This is a genomic window from Novosphingobium flavum (genome assembly GCF_014230315.1).
Lineage (GTDB): Bacteria > Pseudomonadota > Alphaproteobacteria > Sphingomonadales > Sphingomonadaceae > Novosphingobium > Novosphingobium flavum.
In genome coordinates, this window is the sequence record NZ_JACLAW010000003.1 from 269,606 (window position 1) to 291,921 (window position 22,316).

Annotated in this window: 17 protein-coding genes and 3 tRNA genes; 13 read left to right on the forward strand and 7 right to left on the reverse strand. The window is 67.2% G+C overall.

The genetic code is table 11. The features are described 5' to 3' along the window. Positions 1 to 42: 42 nt before the first annotated feature. Positions 43 to 582, forward strand: a complete 540-nt coding sequence (locus H7F51_RS05385) for a hypothetical protein (protein WP_185663192.1) — start codon at positions 43 to 45, stop codon at positions 580 to 582. Between the two features lie 242 nt (positions 583 to 824). Here the strand turns inward: H7F51_RS05385 and H7F51_RS05390 are convergent, their stop codons facing one another. After that, positions 825 to 1,292, reverse strand: coding sequence for an Lrp/AsnC family transcriptional regulator (locus H7F51_RS05390; RefSeq protein ID WP_185663193.1), 468 nt, complete (start codon positions 1,290 to 1,292; stop codon positions 825 to 827). 262 nt (positions 1,293 to 1,554) lie between these two features. Here H7F51_RS05390 and H7F51_RS05395 point away from each other — a divergent pair, with 262 nt between their 5' ends. The 3 genes from H7F51_RS05395 to H7F51_RS05405 all read left to right on the forward strand — a co-directional run bounded on the left by H7F51_RS05395 (position 1,555) and on the right by H7F51_RS05405 (position 4,523). Further along, positions 1,555 to 3,342 (forward strand): sensor histidine kinase, encoded by a 1,788-nt coding sequence (locus H7F51_RS05395; protein WP_185663194.1) that lies wholly within the window; start codon positions 1,555 to 1,557, stop codon positions 3,340 to 3,342. Positions 3,343 to 3,409: 67 nt separating this feature from the next. Continuing rightward, a complete protein-coding gene (locus H7F51_RS05400) occupies positions 3,410 to 4,390 on the forward strand; it encodes a polysaccharide deacetylase family protein (RefSeq protein WP_185663195.1) in 981 nt (326 codons plus the stop codon). Between the two features lie 57 nt (positions 4,391 to 4,447). Beyond that, positions 4,448 to 4,523: transfer RNA gene (locus tag H7F51_RS05405), tRNA-Ile, on the forward strand. Positions 4,524 to 4,570: 47 nt separating this feature from the next. Here H7F51_RS05405 and H7F51_RS05410 read toward each other — a convergent pair. Both H7F51_RS05410 and H7F51_RS05415 read right to left on the reverse strand, forming a co-directional pair. After that, positions 4,571 to 5,116: a DUF3237 domain-containing protein gene (locus H7F51_RS05410; RefSeq protein WP_246447829.1), complete on the reverse strand. Its 546-nt coding sequence runs from the start codon at positions 5,114 to 5,116 to the stop codon at positions 4,571 to 4,573. A gap of 20 nt (positions 5,117 to 5,136) precedes the next feature. Continuing rightward, positions 5,137 to 6,534, reverse strand: coding sequence for an aldehyde dehydrogenase (locus H7F51_RS05415; protein WP_185663196.1), 1,398 nt, complete (start codon positions 6,532 to 6,534; stop codon positions 5,137 to 5,139). Positions 6,535 to 6,718: 184 nt separating this feature from the next. Between H7F51_RS05415 and H7F51_RS05420 the strand changes: the two genes are divergently transcribed. Beyond that, a tRNA-Pro gene (locus H7F51_RS05420) sits at positions 6,719 to 6,795 on the forward strand. A gap of 67 nt (positions 6,796 to 6,862) precedes the next feature. Here H7F51_RS05420 and def read toward each other — a convergent pair. Both def and H7F51_RS18535 read right to left on the reverse strand, forming a co-directional pair. Then, positions 6,863 to 7,381, reverse strand: coding sequence for a peptide deformylase (def, locus tag H7F51_RS05425; protein ID WP_246447831.1), 519 nt, complete (start codon positions 7,379 to 7,381; stop codon positions 6,863 to 6,865). Continuing rightward, positions 7,374 to 7,631: a hypothetical protein gene (locus tag H7F51_RS18535; RefSeq protein ID WP_221774008.1), complete on the reverse strand. Its 258-nt coding sequence runs from the start codon at positions 7,629 to 7,631 to the stop codon at positions 7,374 to 7,376. Before H7F51_RS18535 ends, def begins: the two co-directional genes overlap by 8 nt. Before the next feature lie 236 nt (positions 7,632 to 7,867). Between H7F51_RS18535 and H7F51_RS05435 the strand changes: the two genes are divergently transcribed. The 3 genes from H7F51_RS05435 to H7F51_RS05445 all read left to right on the forward strand — a co-directional run bounded on the left by H7F51_RS05435 (position 7,868) and on the right by H7F51_RS05445 (position 11,526). Continuing rightward, positions 7,868 to 9,286 carry an alpha/beta hydrolase family protein gene (locus H7F51_RS05435; RefSeq protein WP_185663198.1) on the forward strand — a complete coding sequence of 473 codons (1,419 nt, stop codon included), beginning with the start codon at positions 7,868 to 7,870 and terminating at the stop codon, positions 9,284 to 9,286. A gap of 146 nt (positions 9,287 to 9,432) precedes the next feature. Beyond that, a complete protein-coding gene (locus tag H7F51_RS05440) occupies positions 9,433 to 10,122 on the forward strand; it encodes a response regulator transcription factor (RefSeq protein ID WP_185663199.1) in 690 nt (229 codons plus the stop codon). A 12-nt stretch (positions 10,123 to 10,134) separates the two neighbouring features. After that, complete coding sequence (locus H7F51_RS05445; RefSeq protein ID WP_343061218.1) at positions 10,135 to 11,526, forward strand: sensor histidine kinase; 1,392 nt, start codon at positions 10,135 to 10,137, stop codon at positions 11,524 to 11,526. On the opposite strand, the gene H7F51_RS05450 is transcribed toward H7F51_RS05445, so the two are convergent. After that, positions 11,440 to 14,898, reverse strand: coding sequence for a glycosyltransferase (locus tag H7F51_RS05450; protein WP_185663200.1), 3,459 nt, complete (start codon positions 14,896 to 14,898; stop codon positions 11,440 to 11,442). The two genes, H7F51_RS05445 and H7F51_RS05450, sit on opposite strands and share 87 nt — an antisense overlap. Before the next feature lie 227 nt (positions 14,899 to 15,125). Here H7F51_RS05450 and H7F51_RS05455 point away from each other — a divergent pair. From H7F51_RS05455 to H7F51_RS05475, 5 genes are all read left to right on the forward strand, one after another. After that, positions 15,126 to 15,201, forward strand: a tRNA-Val gene (locus H7F51_RS05455). A gap of 116 nt (positions 15,202 to 15,317) precedes the next feature. Beyond that, complete coding sequence (ettA, locus tag H7F51_RS05460) at positions 15,318 to 16,991, forward strand: energy-dependent translational throttle protein EttA (RefSeq protein WP_185663201.1); 1,674 nt, start codon at positions 15,318 to 15,320, stop codon at positions 16,989 to 16,991. Between the two features lie 229 nt (positions 16,992 to 17,220). Further along, positions 17,221 to 18,201, forward strand: a complete 981-nt coding sequence (locus H7F51_RS05465) for an RcnB family protein (RefSeq protein WP_185663202.1) — start codon at positions 17,221 to 17,223, stop codon at positions 18,199 to 18,201. 131 nt (positions 18,202 to 18,332) lie between these two features. Beyond that, positions 18,333 to 19,022 (forward strand): prolyl hydroxylase family protein, encoded by a 690-nt coding sequence (locus H7F51_RS05470; RefSeq protein ID WP_185663203.1) that lies wholly within the window; start codon positions 18,333 to 18,335, stop codon positions 19,020 to 19,022. Beyond that, on the forward strand, positions 19,013 to 20,920 hold the full coding sequence (locus tag H7F51_RS05475; protein WP_185663204.1) for a DUF885 domain-containing protein: 1,908 nt from the start codon (positions 19,013 to 19,015) through the stop codon (positions 20,918 to 20,920). The genes H7F51_RS05470 and H7F51_RS05475 overlap by 10 nt, the downstream gene beginning before the upstream one ends. Here H7F51_RS05475 and H7F51_RS05480 read toward each other — a convergent pair. Continuing rightward, a complete protein-coding gene (locus tag H7F51_RS05480) occupies positions 20,865 to 22,286 on the reverse strand; it encodes a hypothetical protein (RefSeq protein ID WP_185663205.1) in 1,422 nt (473 codons plus the stop codon). The genes H7F51_RS05475 and H7F51_RS05480 overlap by 56 nt on opposite strands. Positions 22,287 to 22,316: the final 30 nt, after the last annotated feature.

Consider the following 22,316-nt stretch of genomic DNA (forward strand, 5'->3'; position numbering starts at 1 on the left):
CCTCGCGCGGGCCGGCCGGCCCCGCCACCGGAGTTTCCAGTCATGGCGCGCGACGAAGTCCACCCGTTCCGGTTTCCCGCCGACATCCGCAACCTCTATGCGGTCGAGATCGGCGAACCGTTCCCGAAATGCCTGCGGGTGACGGTGGCCGAAGGCGTGCCTGGCGCGGAGGAACCGCTGGAAATCCCGCTCGGCGACAAGACGCTTGACCTTGGCACGGCCCAGCCGATCGAGGCCGGGCCGAGCAGCCGGGTCTATCGCTTCGAATGGGACCATTACGTGGCCTACGCCGTGCGCAACGAGAGCTATGCGGCAGCAGAAATGGGCGAGGACGAGCGCGACCTGTTCCGCATCGAACCGAATTCGCCCTTTGCCGACTATGTGCGGGCCACCACTGTCGCCAGCGACAAGGACCCCGGCCCGCTGACGCACTGGGCGCTAGACACGCTCAATCACAAGATTGCGGTGGTGTCGGACACGCCGCCCGAGATTACCCAGCTCGATCCCAATGAGCGCGTTGAACTGCTGGTGCAGAGCGGCTGGATCGAACTGGGCGGCGAAGATGACGAGGACGAGTTCTAGGCCGTCCGGACAAGGGCGAGCCTCGGTCCGTTTTCAGACTTTTTGCGACCGATAGCGGCCATTCCGGACACGCCGACATTGCGGTCAAAATCCGACCAACCCCGCTCAGGCTGAGCGGGGTCAGGTGGTGGGGGCAAGAAGGTCCGCTCTCCCCAACATTTCGGTCATCCGGCGCCCGGAATGACTCGTCGATAAAGGACAATCGTTCGCCCGCAGGGGCCACAAGCCTCAGGCGCGCACGCTCAGACGTCCAGCGGCACGCCGGGCACCTGCTTGGCGGTGCGGATGGTGAGCGAGGTCTTCACGCTGGCCACGTTGGCAGCGGGCGTGATCTTGCTGGTGAGGAATTCCTGGAAGCTCTGCAGATCGCGGCTGACGATCTTGAGGATGAAGTCGATCTCGCCATTCAGCATGTGGCATTCGCGCACTTCGGGCAGGCTTTTCATGTGGTCCTCGAACCCGCGCAGGGCTTCCTCGGCCTGGCTCTTGAGCGAGACCATGGCGAAGACGGTGATGGCGAAGCCCAGCTTCGAGGAATCGAGATCGGCGTGATAGCCGCGGATTACGCCCGTTTCTTCAAGCGCGCGAACCCGGCGCAGGCAGGGCGGCGCGGTGAGGCCGACCTTGGCTGCGAGATCGACGTTGGTCATGCGGCCATCGTCCTGCAATTCGGCAAGCAGGTGACGATCAATCTGATCCAGGTTAGCCATCGCGGGAAACAGCGCCTCTCCATCGTTCCCGTAGCCCCGGGAACGTCTTTCGTTGCAAGAATCATCGCGGTGCAAGGCCGTGATTTCACTGCACTATAATTTTATTGTTTGCCGGCGCAATGTCCCGCTTTGCAACGCCGATTGCAGCGATCTTTCGGAAATGTAAGGAGCTGCTAATCCCTTTTGCTGCATACCTGCGCCCGGCGATTCACCCTCGCCGGTTTACCAAGGCGATTCAGCATGGCGCCGTAGCGGAGAAGTAATGCACGTCGACGACCGCCTTGCCACGGTGCTGGATCTGCGCACGGATGGCGATCTGTCGCGGCGCATCCAGTTCCGCCAGCTGGTCGACCTGATCGGGACCAGCCCGGCCGGAGCGCGCAGCGACCGGATCGACGCCGCTTTCGTCCGCCTGTCTGAACTCGCGGGCCTGATCCCGGCGGTGGACCGCGCCCGCGCAATCGGCGAATCCGGGGTGCGGCTGCGCAACCCGCGGCTGGTGGCCGAGCTTGCCGCCTGCGAGCCTGCCGTCGCCCTTGCCGCGATCCGCGCAGCAAGGCTGGGCGAGCATGACTGGATAGACCTCATTCCCGCCCTGCCCCTTGCCGCGCGCGGCCTGCTACGCAGCCGGCGCGACCTTGGTGCCAAGGTCGACACGCGGCTGGACCAGCTGGGGATCACAGACCGGGCCCTGCCGACCGGCGATCCCGCCGCCGACATCGCGCCGGAGGCGAACCCCGCTCCGACCGTTGCCGAACCGACCAGCGCCGAACCGACCAGCGCCGAACCGGCCGTTGCCGCCATCGCACCCGAGGCACCGGCCGAGGCGGAACCGGTCGCCGCGCCGCCCTCGCCGCTGGCCTTTCCTGCGGCCCCTGCCGAGCCGGTGCAGGGGATCGCCGCGATCGTGCGCCGGATCGAAGCCTTCCGCCGCAACCGCGAGGCGGGTGTCCGCCCGGTCGCGGCCAACGATTCGCCGCGGCTGCCGCTGGGCGAACAGGAACCTTCGCCGTCACGCCTCGCCGCCTTTTCCTTCGCCACGGACAGCGCCGGGCGGATCGGGTGGGCCGAGGCTCCGGTCAGCGGCATGGCCGTCGGCATCTTGCTGGCGGGCGAGGACAGCGCCGCCGGCAACGACCTGGCCGAGACCTTCCGCCGCCGCCAGCCGCTGCGCGCCGTGCAGATCGAGCTGGAAGGCGCCCCGGCCATCGCCGGGACCTGGCGGATGGACGCCTCGCCGGACTTTGACGCAGCGGGCCATTTCATCGGCTATGTCGGACGTTTCCGCCGCCCTGCCCCGCCGCCTCCGCCGCCGCGCCATGGCGAGGCCGACCGCATCCGGCAGGTGCTTCACGAGCTGCGCACCCCGGTCAATGCGATCCAGGGTTTTGCCGAGGTGATCCAGCAGCAACTGTTCGGCGCCACGCCGCACGAATACCGGGCGCTGGCCGCCGGGATCGCCGCCGATGCCGCGCGGATGCTGGCCGGTTTCGAGGAACTCGACCGCTATGCCCGGCTCGATTCGGGCGCCCTTGCCCCCGAAGCCGGCGCCACCGACCTTGCCATGTCGCTGGCGGCGATCATTCACCAGCTCGAGGCCTTTACCACGGCCCGCAGCAGCGGCTTCACGCTTGAGGCCGCGCCCGGCCTGCCGCCGGTCGGCATCGCCGCGGACGAGGCCGCGCGCCTGGGCTGGCGCCTGCTGGCAACGCTGGCCGGCAATGCCCGGCCCGGCGAAGTCCTGCCGCTGATGCTTTCCGCCGTGCCCGAGGGCGGCGCCCTGCGGCTGGCCGCGCGCCTGCCCGATGCGCTGGCCGGGCTCGCCGACCTGTTCGAGGCAGCCCCCCCGCAGGCCGGGCAGGCGCTCAGCGCGGGCATGTTCGGCAATGGTTTCACCCTGCGCCTTGCCGCGGCCGAGGCGCGCGCGGCGGGCGGCTCGATGGAGCGGGAGGGCAATGAACTTGTTCTCATTCTGCCCGTCGGCGCGAACGAAATGGCAAATGTCTGTTTACAAACTTTTGATAAGCAAGGTTCTGCCGAAGCAGGCTGAGCCCATTGCCGAGATCAGTTCCGAATAGCGGAGTGCCGTTTCCTTGTTATCACCGCGGATCACGGCGATGCCTGACGCGCACGATTTCGTGCGCTTCTCATCGGGATTCGGGCAGCGTTTCATCCTCACGGTCGACACGGAAGAGGAATTCGACTGGGAGCGCCCGCTGCGGGCGAACGGCCACACGCTTCATTCGGTCTCGCGCCTCGCCAAGTTCCAGCAATTCTGCGAGGGCTTCGGGATCGTTCCGATCTATCTGGTCGATTATCCGGTGGCGACCTCGCGCCTCGCGGTCGACATCCTGAGCGAGCCGGTGCGACAGGGACGGGCCGAGATCGGGGTTCAGCTGCACCCTTGGGTCAGCCCGCCGTTCGAGGAAGAGGTGAACCAGTTCAACAGCTTCGCCGGAAATCTCTCACCCGAGCTGGAACGCGCGAAATTCACCCAGCTGCGCGATACGATCGAGCGCAATTTCGGCCAGCCGCCGCAGATCTACCGCGCCGGGCGCTATGGCGTCGGGCCCAACACCGCGCGGATCCTGCGCGAGAACGGGATCGCGATCGACACCTCGGTCCGCTCGCGGTTCGACTACAGCGCGCACGGCGGCCCCAATTTCCGCGAACTTCCGCTTGAGCCATGGTGGATCGACGGAACGGGCACGCTGATGGAAGCGCCGCTGACCACGGTCTATACCGGGCCGCTGCGGCACTGCGGCCCGTGGCTCTATCCGCGCCTGTGGCGTGCGCCGCGCCTGCGCGGCGCCCTGGCCCGCGCCGGGATGCTCGACCGCGTGCCGTTCACGCCCGAAGGCGTGACCGAGGCGGAAATCCTGCGCGGGATCGAGGTGGCGCTGGAGGAACGGCTGCCCCTGCTGGTATTCTCCTTTCACAGTCCCTCGCTCCAGCCGGGCCACACGCCCTACGTGCGCAGCGAGGACGAGCTCGACACGCTCTACGGCTGGTGGCGCAAGGTCTTCGAAGTGCTCGCCCGCAAGGGGGTCCGTCCCGCCTCGATCGCCGAGGTCATGGCCGCAACCGAGCTTGCCTAACGCGCCGCGCCCGTATACCGGCATGCCGTCGCCACGGGCGCTTTGCGCGGGTGGATGGGGCCTGTAGCTCAGCGGTTAGAGCTGGCCGCTCATAACGGCTAGGTCGCGGGTTCGAATCCTGCCGGGCCCACCACCACGCGCCGCGCCGGAGCCTGCATCCATCGGCACTGGCTGACTGACTTACTCGACGATGAAGTAATCGACCACGACGTGATCGGGCCGGCGAATGCCCCGCGCGACGAAAACCGAGCGCTGCAGCCAGTCGAGTCCCTTGTCCGAAACCCTGAATTCCGGCGTGGTGCGGAAATAGTAGGCCGACGGATCGACCGCCTCGCCCCGCGCCAGTTGCTCGGTCACCTCCGGCGAGGCGACGCGCAGGCCGGGGTTGGTGATCTCAATCACCGCGCCGCTTTCGCTCTTGAGGAAATAACGGGCCAGCACCCTGGTCAGGCCGCCTTCCATGATTGTCTGCCAGTCCCCTCCCCCCGGCAGGACCTTGCCCTTGAGGCGCGGCCCATAGACCGTGCCGCCGGTGATGGCGATGAAGCGACGGCGGCCGCCGTCGATCGTGCCCTGCTCGACCGGGGCCGCAACTTCGACCCTGACCGAGAAGGCATAGGTCAGCTTCGGCGTGGGGGCGGACTGACCCTGCGGGGCCTGAGCTTCAGCCCCGGCGCCCAGCCCAGCCAGCATTGCGGCCGCAGCGGCCGTGACGATCTTGATCATGCCGTTCGCTCCTGCCCGCGTCAGATCGGGAAATGCCCGGGCTGGGTCTCGATCGTGATCCAGCGGGTCTCGGTGAAGCTGTCGATGCCCTGGCGTCCGCCGAAGCGGCCATAGCCCGAGGCGCCAACCCCGCCGAAGGGCATCTGCGCCTCGTCGTGCACGGTCGGGCCGTTGACATGGCAAATGCCCGACTTGATCCGGCGCGCCACCGACAGGCCCTTGGCAGTGTCCCTGGTGAAGACTGCGGCGGAGAGGCCATATTGCGTGTCGTTGGCAAGCTCGATCGCGTGCTCGGTATCGCGGGCGCGGATCACCGCGACCACCGGGCCGAAGCTCTCATCGCGGTAGAGGTCCATCGCCGCGGTGACCTCGGCCACAACGGTAGCGGGCATCAGCACGCTGTCACCCTTGCCGCCCGCGACCACTGCCGCGCCCTTGGCCACGGCATCCTCGATCAGCGCATTGACGTGGCTGACCGTCTTGCGGTCGACCACGGCGCCCAAGGGCGTCTTGCCCTCGCGCGGGTCGCCCGCCGGCATGGCCTGAGCCTTGGCCGCGAACTTGGCGATGAAGGCATCGGCCACGGCCTCGACCACAATGATCCGCTCGGTCGACATGCAGATCTGGCCCTGGTTCATGAAGGCACCGAAGGCCGCAGCCTTGACCGCCTCGTCAAGGTCGGCATCCTCGAGCACCAAGAGCGGCGCCTTGCCGCCCAGTTCGAGCAGGCAGGGCTTGAGGTGTTCGGCCGCCCGCTTGGCGATGATCTTGCCCACGCCCGTAGAGCCGGTGAAGTTGATCCGCTTGACCTCGGGCGCATCGATCAGCGCGCCAACAACTGCCGCCGCATCCTCGGGCGCATTGGTGACGACATTGACCACGCCTTCCGGGAAACCCGCCTCGGCAAAGGCCGCGATGATCAGGGCGTGGACCTCGGGGCAGGTCTCGCTCGCCTTGAGGATCACCGCATTGCCGCAGGCCAGTGGCACGGCGATGGCGCGCACGCCGAGAATGATCGGCGCGTTCCACGGCGCGATGCCGAGAATCACCCCGACCGGCTCCTTGAGTGCCATCGACAGGCAGCCCGGCTTGTCGGACGGGATCACCTCGCCCGCGATCTGCGTGGTCAGCGCGGCCGCCTCGCGCACCATGCCGGCGGCGAGCATCAGGTTGAACATGGCCCAGCCCGCGGTCGAGCCGGTCTCGGCCATCATCGCCGCCACGAAGGCATCCTTGCGCGCCAGCAGGGCATCGGCCGCCTTCATCAGAACGCTGCGACGCGCATTCGGGCCCTGCTGAGACCAGGCCGCGAAGCCAGCCTGCGCCTTGGCCGCGATTCCCGGAATGTCCCCGGCCTGCATCGCCTCCGCCGCAGAGGCGACGCCGCCCGTAATCGGGTTGATCCGTTCGAACTTCATATCGCGACTCTCCCAAGGCAAACTTTAGCTATTCTTGATAGCAATATCGCAGCCAAGGGCCTGCTGCAAGCCCGTTTGCCGTTCCAACTCCCGCGCCGTTGGCGCCCTGTTTGCAGGGGCTGCGCCCGCAATGCCGCTTTCCGCTTGCCTCGAAACGGCAGGAAACATAAGGCCCTGCCCGGATCGGGGAGTAGCGCAGTCTGGTAGCGCGCCTGCTTTGGGAGCAGGATGTCGCAGGTTCGAATCCTGTCTCCCCGACCATTTCCAGTTTAGCCCGGATTCACAACACCCCCACTGGCGATCGCCGGTCGCCGAAAGGCACGGTGGCTCAGACCGGTTCCAGGGCAGACAATCCACTCTCCGGGAACAGGGCTTCGATGAAGCCGAACTTCGTCATGTCCCGAATGCGCTGGGGGTAAAGTACGCCGTTCAGATGGTCGAACTCGTGCTGGAAGACCCGGGCGTGAAAGCCTTGTGCCTCGCGCTCCATGACGCGGCCATCCTCCAGTGTGCCGCCGTAGCGGATATGCGTTGCGCGCGGGACGAGGCCGCGCATGCCGGGCACCGACAGGCAGCCCTCCCAGCCATCTTCGACTTCATCGCTCAAGATCTCGACCCATGGATTGATGAGCGTTGTCACGGGGACGGGAAGTTCGTCAGGATAGCGCGGATTGGCGGTGAAGCCGAAGATCATCAGGCGTAGATCGATCCCGATCTGGGGCGCGGCGAGGCCCACCCCGTTGGTCGCGTGCATGGTCTCGTACATGTCCGCGATAATGGCCTTGAGCTCCGGATCATGGACATCGTCGACCGGCCTCGCCACGGACAGGAGGCGAGGATCACCCATCTTCAATATCTCGCGGATCATTGCCGTCTCCGAGTGTGATCGCCGGCCCCCGAGTCAAGAACCGGCCAAGACGTTTGGCATGAGCCTGCGACCAGATCACGTCCGAATAGTAGGCCTTGGCAACATCCGGGTGCGAGCGGATTCGCGCCTCGAGGCGGTTGGCGCCGACATCGCGGAACAGCGGATTGGCCGGATCGAAGCCTTTGCCCAGCGCCTTGTCCTCAAGCCGGTTGAGACGATCGCCCCACAAGGCCGAAGCAATTCAACGACAAATAATCACACTTCTAATTTAATTAATTATGATTGATTTAACGTATATTATCAACGATCCCATCACTGTTATATAATTTTCTGGCACATCACTAAATAATAAATATTGTAATTTCCAGTCGCGACATTATGAAGCATCACTTCAATTGCCCTTGCCTCACAGCAGGCCTTGAGCCACCATCGAATGGACCTGCGCAACTGCTGGGGGTAAATAAAGTGAACGAAAAGAACCTGAAGGCAAGGTTGGGGATTGGAGCGCTGGCAGCGTTGCTTCTGCTGAACCCTGGACTGCGGGTCAGCGCGCAACAGGCGCCCGCGGAGGGTGGAGCCCGTCTCGGCCCCGGCGAAGTCACCGCGCCGACGGGGCCGGTAGACAACGACCAATTGCATGTCACCTACGTGCGCCTCGGCTCCAACCGTGCCGAAGGATTTCTGTATGAACCCAAGGGGCGCGGCGCCAATGCGCGGGTAGCGATCCTCTATGCCGCCCCGCAGGTTCCGGCCATTGCGGACATCGGCTTCAATCCGCCGCCGGTTGAATTGGCCAGCCGCGGATACCGCGTGCTCTATGTCCGGCACATCTATCAGGCCGGCGATCTGGCCATGCCCCTCGACGGATTTGCCGAAACGTCGCGCGGCATCAGCTATCTGCGCAGTTTGCCGGGCGTCGAGCGCGTGGTGCTCGTCGGCTGGGGCCTGAGCGCCGCGTCAACCACGCTTTATGCATCAGTCGCCGCAAACGGGCCAGCAGCCTGCCAGTATCCGCAGGTGCTGGTTCCCTGCAAGACCGAGGAAGCATCTGGCCTGGCGAAGCCTGACGGCCTGGTGCTGCTGGACCCGGGCCTCGCTGCCGCCGACAAGCCGTTTGCGGTCGATCCGGCTTATGAGGGCAACGGCCGCACCCGGCAGGATCTCGACGAATATTCGGCCGCCAACGGCTATGACGCCGCGACCGGCACAGCGAAATACTCTGCCGACTTCCGCAAGCGCTACTACGCGGCCCAATCGGCACGTAACAACAAGGTGGTTGACGACGCGATCGCGCGCCGGAAACTGGTCGACGAGGGCAAGGGTCCGTTTCTGGGCGACGAGCCCATGTCAGTTCCCGGCACCAACAGCACGGGCAGTGGTTCAGGCCTGTTCAAGACCGATCTCAGCCTGCTCGCTCACACCAAGCGGCCGCATATCCTGCTGAAGGCGGACGGGTCGCAACCGATGGAGATCATCAGGACCACCCGCAAGCCGAGCAGCGGGGTAAAATCCGTTGGCCGCACCGGCCAGTGCTGCGGCTACACGCTGCGCCGCTTCATGGCCAACGATGCCATCCGTACCACGAAAGACTTTGCGATGACCGAGGACGATGTCCTCGGCGTAGAATGGCGGTCATCGAACCTCAGCGTGCCCGGTGCCGCCGAGGGGGTAGCCGTGCCCTCACTGGTCATGAGCATGACCTGCTTCATGTTCGTCGTGCCCTCCGAAGTCATCTACGACCATCTGGCGGCGAAGGACAAAACGCTCGTGGGCGTGGAAGGCACGGGACATCTGTTTACGGCCTGCGGCCCCGAGTTTGGCGATACCAAGAAGCGCACGTTCGACTACATCACGAGTTGGCTGAGCAAGTCCGGACGCTTCTGAACAAATTGAACATCCGGTGACTGTATTGGCCGGTCACCGGGTGTTCGAATGGCGCCATGCTCTTCAGTACGGGCGCTGCGGGGCAAGGGCGATTTGGCTGCCCACCGGTTGACCTTGCCGCCTTGGCCGCCCTAAGGCTTGCGGTCATGGCGGGACGCATTCTCCTGATCGAGGACGACCAGCGGCTGGGCGACTATGTTTCCGGCGGGCTGGCCGAGCACAATTTCACGGTGGACCGGGCCAGCAATGGCCGCGACGGGCTGTTCCTCGCCACGGACGAGACTTTCGATTGCGTGATCCTCGACCGGATGTTGCCTGGGATGGACGGGCTGGCCGTGCTGCGCGCCCTGCGCGCTGCGGGACTGACCGTGCCGGTCATCGTGCTGTCGGCGCTGGGCGATACCGACGCGCGGATCGAGGGGCTGACCGCGGGGGCGGACGACTATCTGGCCAAGCCCTTTTCCTTTGCCGAACTGCTGGCGCGAATCCAGGCCGTGCGGCGGCGCGGATCGAATGCGCCGGCGGAACAGGCCGTGCTGCGCTGCGCCGATCTCGAACTTGACCGGCTCGCCCGGCAGGTCAAGCGCGGCAGCCGCCGCATCGCCATGCAGCCGCGCGAGTTCCGCCTGCTCGAATACCTCATGCTTCACCAGGGCGAGGTCGTGACCCGGACCATGCTGCTCGAGGCGGTGTGGGACTATCATTTCGATCCCGGCACCAACGTGATCGACGTCCACATCAGCCGCCTGCGCCGCAAGATCGACGATGGCGAGGCCCAGGCCCTGCTCCAGACCGTGCGCGGGGCCGGCTACCGCCTGGCCGCGGACCCGGCCTGAGCGGCCGGGCCGGTGCCGCGCCGCCTGCTCTCATCCACCGCCGCGCGGCTGGTCGCGGCGATCTTCGTCCTCCAGCTGGTGGTGATGACCATCGCCATCCTGCTGCTGCGCAGCCAGATGCTGCAGGTGATCGAGGGCGACCGGGCCCGCCAGATCGCCGACCTGCGCGACGACCTTGTCACGGCCTATTATGACGGCGGGCGCGAGGGGCTGGCCCGGCAGTTGGCCGAGCGGCGCGGCGCCCTGGCCGATCCGCTGGTCTTTGCCGCCGTGACCGGCGGACCGGGCGCGGCCCCGCCGGTGCTGGTCAACCTCGCCCGGTTGCCCGGCCTTGGCCCGACTGACCGACCGGTAGCCCTTCCGGTCGTGCGCGAGGGCCATGTCCAACCGACCGATGGGGTGGCCCTTGCCACCGAAATGTCGGACGGTTCCCGGCTGGTCGTCGGCACGCTGACCGCGCCCGACCGCAGTTTCGACCTCGCCTTTGCCGAGGCCTTCACGCTTACCCTCGTGCTGACCATCGTCATGTCGCTGGCCGGCGCGCTCGGCATCGGCTGGGTGATCAGCCGCCGCACCCACGCCATCGCCGAAACCGCCGCCGCGCTCGCCTCCGGCGATTTCGCGGCGCGGGTGCGCAGCGAGGATACGGCCGACGGGTTCGATCACCTCAGCCGCCAGATCAACCTGATGGCCGAACGGATCGACGCCCTGGTGACGGAACTGAAATCGATCTCGGGCGCGCTGGCCCATGACCTGCGCTCGCCGGTCGCGCGGCTGCGCGCGGCAATCGACACCGCGACCGAGGCCGCGCCCGATGGCCCGGCGGGCGAGGCCCTGGCCTTGGCGCGGGCCGATGCCGAGGCGCTGGAAACCATGCTGACCGGCGCGCTCGACCTTGCCCGGGTGGAAAGCGGCGCGCTGCACGATCGCCGGGTCCGGCTCGACCTTGGTGAAGTGGCCGCCGATCTCGTCGAGCTTTATGAGCCGCTGGCCGAGCAGGCCGGCAAGGAACTGACCGTGACAGGCGGCCCGGCCTTCGCCCTGGCCGACCGGGAGCTTATCAGCCGGGCCCTGGCCAACCTGATCGACAATGCGCTCAAATATGGCGGCAACCGGATCGCGGTAAGCGTTGGGGTGGCGGAGCCGGACCTGATCCTCGCCGTTGCCGACGATGGCCCCGGGATCGCCGCGCAGGACCGGCCGCGCGTTGTCGAGCGCTTTACCCGGCTCGACCATTCGCGCGGCGCGCCGGGAACCGGGCTGGGCCTTGCGATGGTCACCGCCGTGGCCCGGCTCCACGGCGGTGTGCTCGAACTATCAGACGCCGGCGAGAGCCCCGGCGGGCGCGGCGGAAAGATGGGCGGCGGTCTTGTCGCCCGCCTGCGCCTGCCCAGCTGCGCCTGAGGCCGCGACAGGACCTGCCCCCGGCCCTTCGTCCGGCCCCTGCCCCGGCGCCGAGACCCGCCCGGTCCGGTCGAGCTTGCCCCAGCCCTGCGCCATGCCGCCAAGCGCAGCGCCGGTCGCGCGGATCACCACCGAATACATCACCTGCCGGTAGACGAAGCGCTGGGCGAGCAGCAGGAACGGCCGGAACTTCTCGCCCCGAACGTCGAGCTTGAAGGCGACGAGACCGCACAGGAGGTCGACCACGGTGAAGCAGGCCCAGTAAGCGCCCATCCGCAGCACGTCGGTCTCGGTCTGGGCCCAGCCGTGCTGCACCACGCGCACGACCGTGCCGATGATCGAGATGGCGAGCGCAAGATCGATCAGCGGCGAGACCACGGCGAAGACGATCTGGAACAGCCAGGCCTGCGGCATCCCGACCAGCGCCAGCCCGCTCGGGCGGCCCTCGCGCATCACGCGGCGGTGCTTCCACAGGCACTGCAGCGTGCCGAACGACCAGCGGAAGCGCTGCTTCGACAGGGCGTGGAAGGTCTCGGGCGCCTCGGTCCAGGCCACGGCTTCCTCGTCGTAGGCCACCTGCCAGCCCTTGCGCTGGATCGCGATGGTCAGGTCCTGGTCCTCGGCCAGGGTGTCTTCGGGATAGCCACCGACCGCGTCGAGCGCCGTGCGCCGCCAGGCGCCGACCGCGCCGGGCACGACCATGATCGCATCGAACCGGGTGAGCGCCCGCCGCTCGATGTTCTGGGCGGTGACATACTCCACCGCCTGCCAGCGGGTGACGAGGTTGACCCGGTTGCCGACCTTGGCATTGCCCGCCACGGCCCCGATCCGCTCGTCGGCGAACCAGCGCACGAGGCGCGAGATGCATTCCCGCTCGAACTGGGTATCGGCATCGAGCGCGACCACGATCTCGCCCCGCGCCAGCTTGAGCGCGCGGTTGAGCGCCGAGGCCTTGCCGCCGTTTTCCAGGGTCATCAGCCGCACCCGCGGCTCGTCACCGAAAGCGGCGGCGACGATCGCGCTGGTCCCGTCCTTCGAGCCGTCGTCGGCCACGATCACTTCCAGCTCGGGCCAGTCGCTATCGAGAATCCGGCGCACCGAGGCCTCGATCACCCGCTCCTCGTTATAGGCCGGGACGATCACGGTGACGGTCGGACGGAACGGCCGCTCGGGGTCCACGTCCGGCAGGCGGCGGCGGGCCGGCATCAGGGCCAGCGCGGCAAGGCTGACCGCGCGCAGCACGCCAAGCGCGATGGCGAAGAAGAACAGCCAGTCGAGCCCCTGGATGCCGATTCCGATCACGGTAAAGGCGGCCACGTCGGCGCGCACGGCGGCAAGGTCCACTCCCTCGATCCGCGGCATCACGGCGTCACGGTCCAGCCCGGCCAGGGTCGAGACCGGGACCAGGCGGTAACCGTCATGTTCCAGCCGTTCGATGATCTGCGGCAGGGCCGCCACGGTCTGCGAGCGGTCGCCGCCGCCGTCATGCAGCAGGACCACGTTGGCGGAGCGGTTCGGGTCGTTCGCCTCAACCTGCGCGATGGTGCGCTGGACGATGGCATCGACCCCGGGGCGCATCCAGTCGTCCGGGTCGACGTGCAGGCCGACGACCGTATAGCCATGCTTCTGGGCGAGCAGGGCCGGCCCGAGTTCGTCGGCCGTGGTCGGCTCGGCGTCCCCGAAATAGGGCGCGCGGAACAGGCGGGTCGAGCGGCCGGTATAGGCCTCGATCAGCCGCTGGGTGGCGTTCAGTTCCAGCCCCACTCCGGTCTCGGCCTCGTCGGCCATGTTGGGGTGCGTGTAGCTGTGATTGCCCAGCTCGTCGCCGTCGGCCACCAGCCGCTGCAGCACGCCCCGGTTCGCCACGCCGTTCTCGCCGACGATGAAGAAGGTCCCCGGCACGTGGTAGCGTTCCAGCACCGACAGGATCTTGGGCGTCCAGGTCGGGTCCGGGCCATCGTCGAAGGTCAGGGCGATCAGCTTGGGGCGATTGCCGGTGCGCTGCACGACATAGGGGGTGGGCAGCTCGTCGAACCGCTCGGCGCGAATCAGGCCCGATCCGCGCGAATCGAAGGTGATCGCGCGCTTGCCCGGAGTGGGCGCGGCGGCCACGCGCAGGATCTCGCCCTGCCCCTCGACATCGGCGTTCTCCGCCTCGGAAATGGTTTCGAGCGAGGTTGTGCGGTGCTTCGCCCGCCAGTCGGCCAGTGCGGTCCAGAAGCCCGGATCTTCCGAGCCGAGGCGCCACAGGCCGACGCTCTCGATGCCCATCCGGCGCAGCTGCTGCATCTCGTTCCAGCTCGCCACGGCATCGAGCGTCCACACGTCATGGCGGTGGCCGTCATCGTCGGCATAGGAGAAGCCGGCATTGCCCGCGGCCGGAACAAAGGTCGGCCGGGTCTCGCTGTCGCGCGCGGCGAGCCAGGATTCCTCGACCGACAGCGCATCGGCATGGCCGTCGTGCCAATCATAGCCGTAATTGCCCAGCGCGGCGACGATCTTGTCACGTGGCATCTCGCGCAGCAGCCGGGCCATGTTGGAAACGAACCAGCCGTCCGAGGCGATCGGCCCCGGCTGGCCGCCCTGCCAGTGCTCGTCGTAGGCCATCAGCACCACGCGGTCCGAGGCCTTGGCCAGCGCCGCGGCAGGCCAGGCCGCGTTGTCGATCGGCATGGTGACCGAGACCAGCTTGCCGCGCGGAGCGAGCGCGGCCTTCGTTTCCGCCACGAGCCGAACGAGATCGGGCAAAGACTGGTCAGGCAGGCTTTCGAAGTCGTACATCACCCCGGCATCGCCGGTGCGGGCGAGGTAATTGGCGATCTGGCCGATCATCGCCGTGCGGCGGCGCGGATCGTGCATGAGCGCGGCGGTCTGTGCCCCGTCCCATTCGCCGTCGGTGATGTTCTGGAACACCGGCATGATCAGCGGGCGGTGCATGGCATTGCCGACGATGCGGCGCAGCGGCGGATTGTCGTCCACTGCCATCTGGCCGTGCGCGTCCATGCTGAGCAGGGTCGGCGCGACCCAGTCGAGCGCATTGATGTTGTGCATCAGCGAGGCCGTGCCGTCCTCGTTCAGCGTGCTGACGAAGCCCACCGTGAGCGGATGCTGGGTGCTGGCGGTCAGCGCGGCCTTGCCCGAGGGGTGAAACAGGCCGGTGATGCGGTGCTTGATGTGGCTGACCTGGGCGCGGAACGGCAGGGCGCGCATCCGCTCGTAGCCGATGGGCAGCGGGTCATGCGCCGGGACCTCGAAAACGGTGGTCGCGAACACCGCACTTGCCGCCAGGAGAAGAAGCAGGCCGGCAAACAGGCCCCGGCGCACCCGGCGGCGACGCCGGCCGGAAGGATCATGGAAAACGGGACGGACCACTCGCGGACCTTCGCTGGAATGCGCGGGCAGCACCCCGATGGTGGCTCGCGGCGGTCGACGGTCCGGCAGGAGGGGTTTGGGGCTGGTAAATCCGGCCTGCCGGACCGTCTGACAACCGATCTAGCCCCGGCGAACCTACCACAGCATGGGTGGATCATTACGTTTCGGAAAGATTGCCCCGGTTGACCCGGCGCCCGCTTCGCGCAATAGCGCACTACCCCGCACGGGGGCGCTTAGCTCAGTTGGTAGAGCATCTCGTTTACACCGAGAGGGTCGGCGGTTCGAGCCCGTCAGCGCCCACCATCGCACAATAGCAGCAGTCCACCGCTCCGCCCCTGCAACCCGCGCTTGCGGGCAAGGGGCCGCGCCTGTAGAGGCGGCGGCAACTTTCCGACACTGCCAATCCCCAGAGGAATCCGATGGCCGCGCAATACGCCTACGTCATGAAGGACATGACGAAGACCTTCCCCGGCGCCCAGAAGCCGGTGCTGAGCAATATCAACCTGCAGTTCTACCAGGGTGCCAAGATCGGCATCGTCGGCCCGAACGGCGCGGGCAAGTCGACCCTGATCAAGATCATGGCCGGGATCGACAAGGACTTCACCGGCGAGGCCTGGCCGGGCGAGAACATCACCGTCGGCTATCTCGAGCAGGAACCCCAGCTCGACGCCAGCAAGACCGTGCTCGAAAACGTCAAGGACGGCGCGCGCGCCACGGCCGACATGGTCGAGCGGTTCAACCAGATCGGCATGGAAATGGCCGAGGAGGACGCTGACTTCGACGCACTTGGCGCCGAGATGAGCGCGCTTCAGGACAAGATCGACGCGGTCGACGGCTGGACACTCGACAACCAGCTCGAAATCGCAATGGAGGCCCTGCGCTGCCCGCCGGGCGACTGGTCGGTGGACAGCCTCTCGGGCGGTGAAAAGCGCCGCATCGCGCTGACCCGCCTGCTGATCCAGAAGCCCGACATCCTCCTGCTCGACGAACCGACCAACCACCTCGACGCGGAAAGCGTGGAGTGGCTGGAAAACCATCTCAAGGAATACCACGGCGCGGTGCTGATGATCACCCACGACCGCTACTTCCTCGACAACGTGGTGGGCTGGATCCTCGAGCTCGATCGCGGGAAGTACTTCCCGTATGAGGGCAATTACTCGACCTACCTCGAGAAGAAGGCCAAGCGCCTCGAGCAGGAAGACCGCGAGGAAAGCGGCAAGAAGAAGGCCCTCAGCCGCGAGCTGGAGTGGATTCGCCAGACCCCCGCCGCCCGCCAGACCAAGAGCAAGGCGCGTATCCGCAAGTTCGAGGAACTGCAGAACGCGCAGGACAACCGCCCGATCGGCAAGGCCCAGATCGTCATCCAGGTGCCCGAGCGCCTCGGCGGCAAGGTGATCGAGATCAAGAACATCTCGAAGGCCTATGGCGACAAGCTCTTGTTCGAGGACCTCTCGTTCATGCTTCCGCCCGGCGGCATCGTCGGCGTGATCGGGCCGAACGGCGCGGGCAAGTCCACCCTGTTCAAGATCCTCACCGGCAAGGAAACGCCCGACACCGGCAGCGTCGAGATCGGCTCGACCGTGCACCTGGGCTATGTCGACCAGAGCCGCGACGCCCTGAACCCGAAGAACAACGTCTGGGAGGAAATCTCCGACGGGCTCGACTACATGACCGTCAACAAGCAGGACATGTCGACCCGGGCCTATGTCGGCGCGTTCAACTTCAAGGGCGCGGACCAGCAGAAGAACGTCGGCAAGCTCTCGGGCGGTGAACGCAACCGCGTCCACATGGCCAAGATGCTCAAGGCCGGCGGCAACGTGCTGCTGCTCGACGAACCGACCAACGACCTCGACGTCGAAACGCTCTCCGCGCTGGAAGACGCCATCGAGAACTTCGCCGGCTGCGCTGTGGTGATCAGCCACGACCGCTTCTTCCTCGACCGTCTGGCGACGCACATCCTCGCCTTCGAGGGCAACAGCCATGTCGAATGGTTCGAAGGCAACTTCGCGGCCTATGAAGAAGACAAGCGCCGCCGCCTCGGCGATGCCGCGGATCGTCCGACCGCGCTGGCCTACAAGAAGCTGACGCGCTAACGCGCTTGGGCAAGAAGCTGACGCGCTGACGCGCTTGGGCAAGAAGCTGACCCGCTGATTTCCGGATGGGTCGGGCCTCCAATGAGGTCCGGCCCGTTCATTATCAGGCGGAGAAATATTAACAGAACCCTGCACGACTGGTTCAGGGTGCCGTCATCGCGCTAAGGGTATTCCGATTCCAACAGCGCCGGAGAATGCTCCGGATGCGAGAGGAATGGAGACCGGGGCTATGCGCCTGATATCTTTCAAGAAGTCGAGTGGCCTTGCGGCCCTCGCCGTGGGCCTTGCGGCCCTTACCCTCCCGTCGGTTGCCTCGGCGGCCCCGGGCGACCGTGGCGGCGAAGGCCGTGGCGGCAATTTCCGTGGCAGCGAAAACCGTGGCGGCGGCGACAATGATCGCGGCAACGGTGGCAATGGTGGCGGCGTCTGGAACCGGGGCGGCAATGCCGCGCCGCAGGTTCAGCAGCAGGCTCAGCCGCAGCGCCCGCAGCCGCAGGTTCAACCGCAGCAGCAGGCCCCGCAGGCCCGCAACTGGGGCGGCGACCGCAACGGGGCCGATGCCGGCCGCGGCTGGGGCTCGCAGCGTCCGGCCGAGGGCCAGCGCTATGGCCGCGATGCCAACTCCGGCGTCGTGAACCGTCCGGCACCGGCGTTCCGCAACAATGCGCCGGCCGCCCAGCCGCCGCAGCAGCGCTTCGATGGCCCGCGCCAGGTTCAGGTCCAGCCGAACCGCTCTTATGCCGACCAGGACCGCAATCGCAGCTACAACCGCGAAGCGCCGCGTCAGCAGCAGGGTTGGGACGGCCGCCAGTGGCAGGGCCAGAACTTCGACCGCAACCGCAACGTCCGCACCGCACCCCAGCAGCGCTGGGACAATGACCGCGACCGGGACCGCGGCGGAAACTGGAGCCGCAACTGGCGGCAGGACAACCGGTACAACTGGCAGTCCTTCCGCAGCAGCAACCGGCAGCTGTTCCGCATGCCGCGCTACTATGCGCCGTACAACAACTACAGCTACCGCCGCCTGTCGATCGGGTTCTATCTGGACACGCTGTTCTTCAGCCAGAACTACTGGATCGACGACCCGTACGAGTATCGCCTGCCGCCGGCCTACGGCCCCTATCGCTGGGTCCGGTACTATGACGATGCCCTGCTGGTCGACATCTACGATGGCGAAGTTGTCGATGTCATCTACGACTTCTTCTGGTAAGATGCTTCCTGTCGGCTGAGTGGACCGACAGACTGGCCCCCGACCTCACGGTCGGGGGCCTTCTTCTTTTCCCGGGGGCACGATGCTCTCGCCCCTTGCCCTCGCCGGGCGGCGCGCTACTCCTGACCGGCATGACCGCCCAGACCGCCAATCCCGACAAGCCCGCGCCCGTGGTCGACCAGGCGGCCCTCGCCCGCATTGGCGAGAAGGTCCGCGCGCGCCTCGCCGCCGATCCCGCCGCCTACAAGGTGCCGACCGAGCGGGCCGAAATCTACGCCTTTGGCAACTTCCTCAGCCCGGCGGAATGCGACCGGTTCATCGCCATGGTCGATGAAGTGGCCAAGCCTTCCTCGCTTTTCGAGACGACTTACGAGCAGGGCTTCCGCACCTCCTACTCGGGCGACGTCGACCGCGCCGATCCCTTCGTGCGGATGATCGAGCGGCGGATCGACGACCTGCTCGGAATGGAACCCGACCACGGCGAGACCGTGCAGGGCCAGCGCTACCTGCCCGGCCAGGAATTCCGCGCGCATTGCGACTGGTTCTGGACCAGGGCAAAGTACTGGCCGCAAGAGGCGAAGCGCGGCGGACAGCGCTCGTGGACGGCCATGGCCTATCTCAACGATGTCGAGGAAGGCGGCTCGACCGACTTCACCCGGCTCGGCATCGCGATCCAGCCGCAGCGCGGCGCCCTGCTGGTCTGGAACAACATGCTGCCCGACGGCGCCCCCAACTGGGACACGATGCACGCCGCCATTCCGGTGGCCAAGGGCGTCAAATACGTCATCACCAAGTGGTACCGGTCGCGCCGATGGGGCTGACCCTCGCGCGCAGGGCGGCGCCTTGCCTGCTGGCAGCCGCCCTGCTCTCCGCCGCGATCCAGGCGGCCCCGCCCCCCCGGCGCCCCGCCCAGCCGGCGGCGCTGCCCGTGCCGACCGGCATCAACGAGCGGCTGATGGCCCTGTTCGCCGACGATTCCCGGCGCGAGGACGGGCTCGACCCGCTCGGCCAACTTTCACGCGGGGAACGGGTCGAGCCGGCCGACATGGCGTTGCTCTTCACCGACACGCTCAGCCGCCGCCGCCTCGCCTCGGCCCGTCGCAGCCTCGACGGCCTCGCCGCGATCGACCGCGCCCTCCTCACGCCCGAGCGGCAGGTTTCCTACGACGCCTTCGCCTGGCAGAAGCGCGAGGAACTGTCGTGGCTCCAGCCCGACATGCGCGCCGTCGCCGAAGTCCTGCCGCTCAATCATTTCGACGGCCTGCACAGCGAACTGCCCGCCCTGCTCGCCCGCGGCGGCGCCGTGCCCTACGATTCGGTGGCCGACTATCGCAACGCCCTCGCCCTGCAGAAGGCGCTTGGCCAGGTTTTCGGCCAGGCCATCTTGCGGATGCGCGAAGGCATGGCGAGCGGCGTGGTCGCACCCAAGTTGACCGTGCGCAACATGATCGGCCAGATCGACGCCCTGCTGGCCCAGAAGGTCACCGATTCCCCGTTCTATTCGCCGGCCACCGACTTTCCCAAGGCCATGCCCGAGGCCACCCGCGCCGCGCTCCGGGCGGACTATGCCGCGACCATCCGGGGCGAGGTCTATCCCGCCTACCGCCGCCTGCGCACCTTCCTTGCCCGCGAATATCTCCCCGCCGCGCGTGACAGCGTAGGCCTTGCCCAGATGAAGGGCGGCGCCGCGCTTTACCGGCTGGAGGTCAGGGACAATACCACGCTCGCCATCGATCCGGCCGAGGTCCATCAGCTCGGCCTCGGCGAGGTCGCCCGCATTCAGCGCGAGATGGCCGAGGTCCAGCGTCAGCTCGGCTATGCCGGCCCCCTGCGCGCTTTCTTCGACACGATCCGCACCGATCCGCGCTTCCATCCGAAAACGCGCGAGGAACTGGCCGAAGGCTTCGCCCGGGTCTCGCTCGAGGTGGACCGGCTGGTCCCGCAATATTTCGCCCGCGTGCCCCGCACCAAGCTGCTGATCCAGCCCTACCCCGCCTACCGCGAGAAATACGAGGCCGGCGGTAGCTACAACCAGGGCAGCTCCGACGCCACGCGCCCCGGCATCTTCTTCTACAACACCTACGACCTGCCGAGCCGCTTCCTCTCCGGCATCACCACGCTTTACCTGCACGAGGCGATCCCGGGGCACCACTTCCAGGTCAGCCTCGCCCAGGAAGACACCTCGCTGCCCGATTTCCAGCGCTTCGGCGGCAACACCGCCTATGTCGAGGGCTGGGCGCTCTATGCCGAAACGCTGGGCTACGCGATGGGTCTTTACGCCGATCCGATGCAGCACTGGGGCACGCTGGATGACGAGATGCTGCGCGCCATGCGACTGGTGGTCGATACGGGCCTCCACACCATGGGCTGGAGCCGCGACCAGGCGATAGACTACATGCTGGCCAATTCGGGCATGGGCCGCACCGATGCCACGGCCGAGGTCGAACGCTACATCGCCATTCCGGGGCAGGCCCTGGCCTACAAGATCGGCGCGCTCACCATCCAGCGCCTGCGCGCGCGGGCGGAAAGCGAGCTTGGCTCCCGGTTCGACATTCGCGCCTTCCACCAGCAGGTGCTGGGCTCGGGCGCGCTGCCGCTGACCGTGCTAGAAGCCAAGATTGACCGCTGGATCGCCGCGCGCAAGGCGCAGGCGGCGCCTCCCGTCAGTCCTCCGGCGCCCCCCGGCGCCGCTGCATCAGCCCCGCAATCGCCAGCCTGATCCGCCCCAACAGGGCGCGGAGGCGATCGGAAAGGGAAACGGTCGCCACCGGCGGCTCGGCCACGAAGCGGCTGCGCAGGCTGTGCCCGGAGGGGTTGAGAACGCCCCCCACGCGGTCCGCATCGTCCGGCTTCGCATAGTCCCAGTTCCGGAAATCCGGCCGGCCGCTCACAGCTGGCTCAAAGCCGGCCTGCTCATCCTCGGCCCGTTCGTCACCGGCCTGCTCGTCTTCGGGCCGGAGGTCGAGCGGTGCATCGCCCAGTTCAGTCCCCGCGTACATGTCCTCGGCATAGCCGGCCAGCGTGAACAGCCCGCCTTCCGGCATGTCCTGCGGCGCGGCCCAGTCGCCCTCGCCGGCATCGTCCGCCAGCGGCTCGGGCAGGACCGGCGCGGCGGAGCCATGGCTGCGCAGGACCTCGCCTTCCGGCGCGCCGACATTGCCCCACTGGGCAGCGGCCATTTCGTTGAAACGCGCAGCCTCGGCCATGTCGGCCTCGCCCAGCACCATGACCGGGGCCTTGGTCCCCTTGCGCGAGATGATCCCGAGCAGGCTGCCCTCGCCCGAACCGGCCTCTTCGAGATCCTCATCGGCCGGGCGCGCGCCCTCAAGTTCGTTGGGCCAGACGTCTTCCGGGGCGGCCTCGACCGGCGGCGCGGCCTCGCATTCATCGCTGCCTGCCACGGGCGCGTCGAAGAAGGGATAGACCCCGTCGCAGGCCGCGAGCACGCAGAGCGGCCGGGGCAGCCCGTTGCGGCGGATCGTCTCGCGCAGCGCCTGGTGGATCAGCACGGCCAGGTAACAGGCCCCGATCGCTCCGGCGCGGACATAGTCCTCCGGCGGATTGGGGTGATCGAACAGGCGGTCCTCCAGCTCGACGATCGCGCCGTGGAGGTCGTCGATCCCCTTGATCGACAGGGTCGCGTCACTCGCCTGGTAATCGCTCTGCCAGCCGAATCCCTCGCGGGTATAACCGTCGAGCAGGTCGTCGCGGGTCGCGTCGGTGAAGGGATAGGCGTCGTCGCTGAAGTAGAAGGTCTTGATGAACGGTGCGAGCCGCCCGCTCGACGGCCCCGGCCCGCCCAGAACCCGCGCATCGGCAAGGGCAACGCCGATCGCCGAGATCGGGTGATTCGGACGGTCATAGCTGCCGAGTCGGCTCGCGAGTCGCTGCCAGCCGCCGAACTCCACGTCGTTGACGGAGATATCGAGGAAGCGAGCCGGCAGGATCCCGCCCAGCCCCGCATAGGGCTCCAGCAGGGCGCGCAGACGCGCTAGCGCGTCATCGACACGGTCCAGGCGCAGCATGTCCTCGATCTCGTACCGAAAGTCATGCTCGTCCATGCCGTCGATGGTGATGGTATCCATCAGAAGCCTTCCGACAGTCTTGGTCAACGC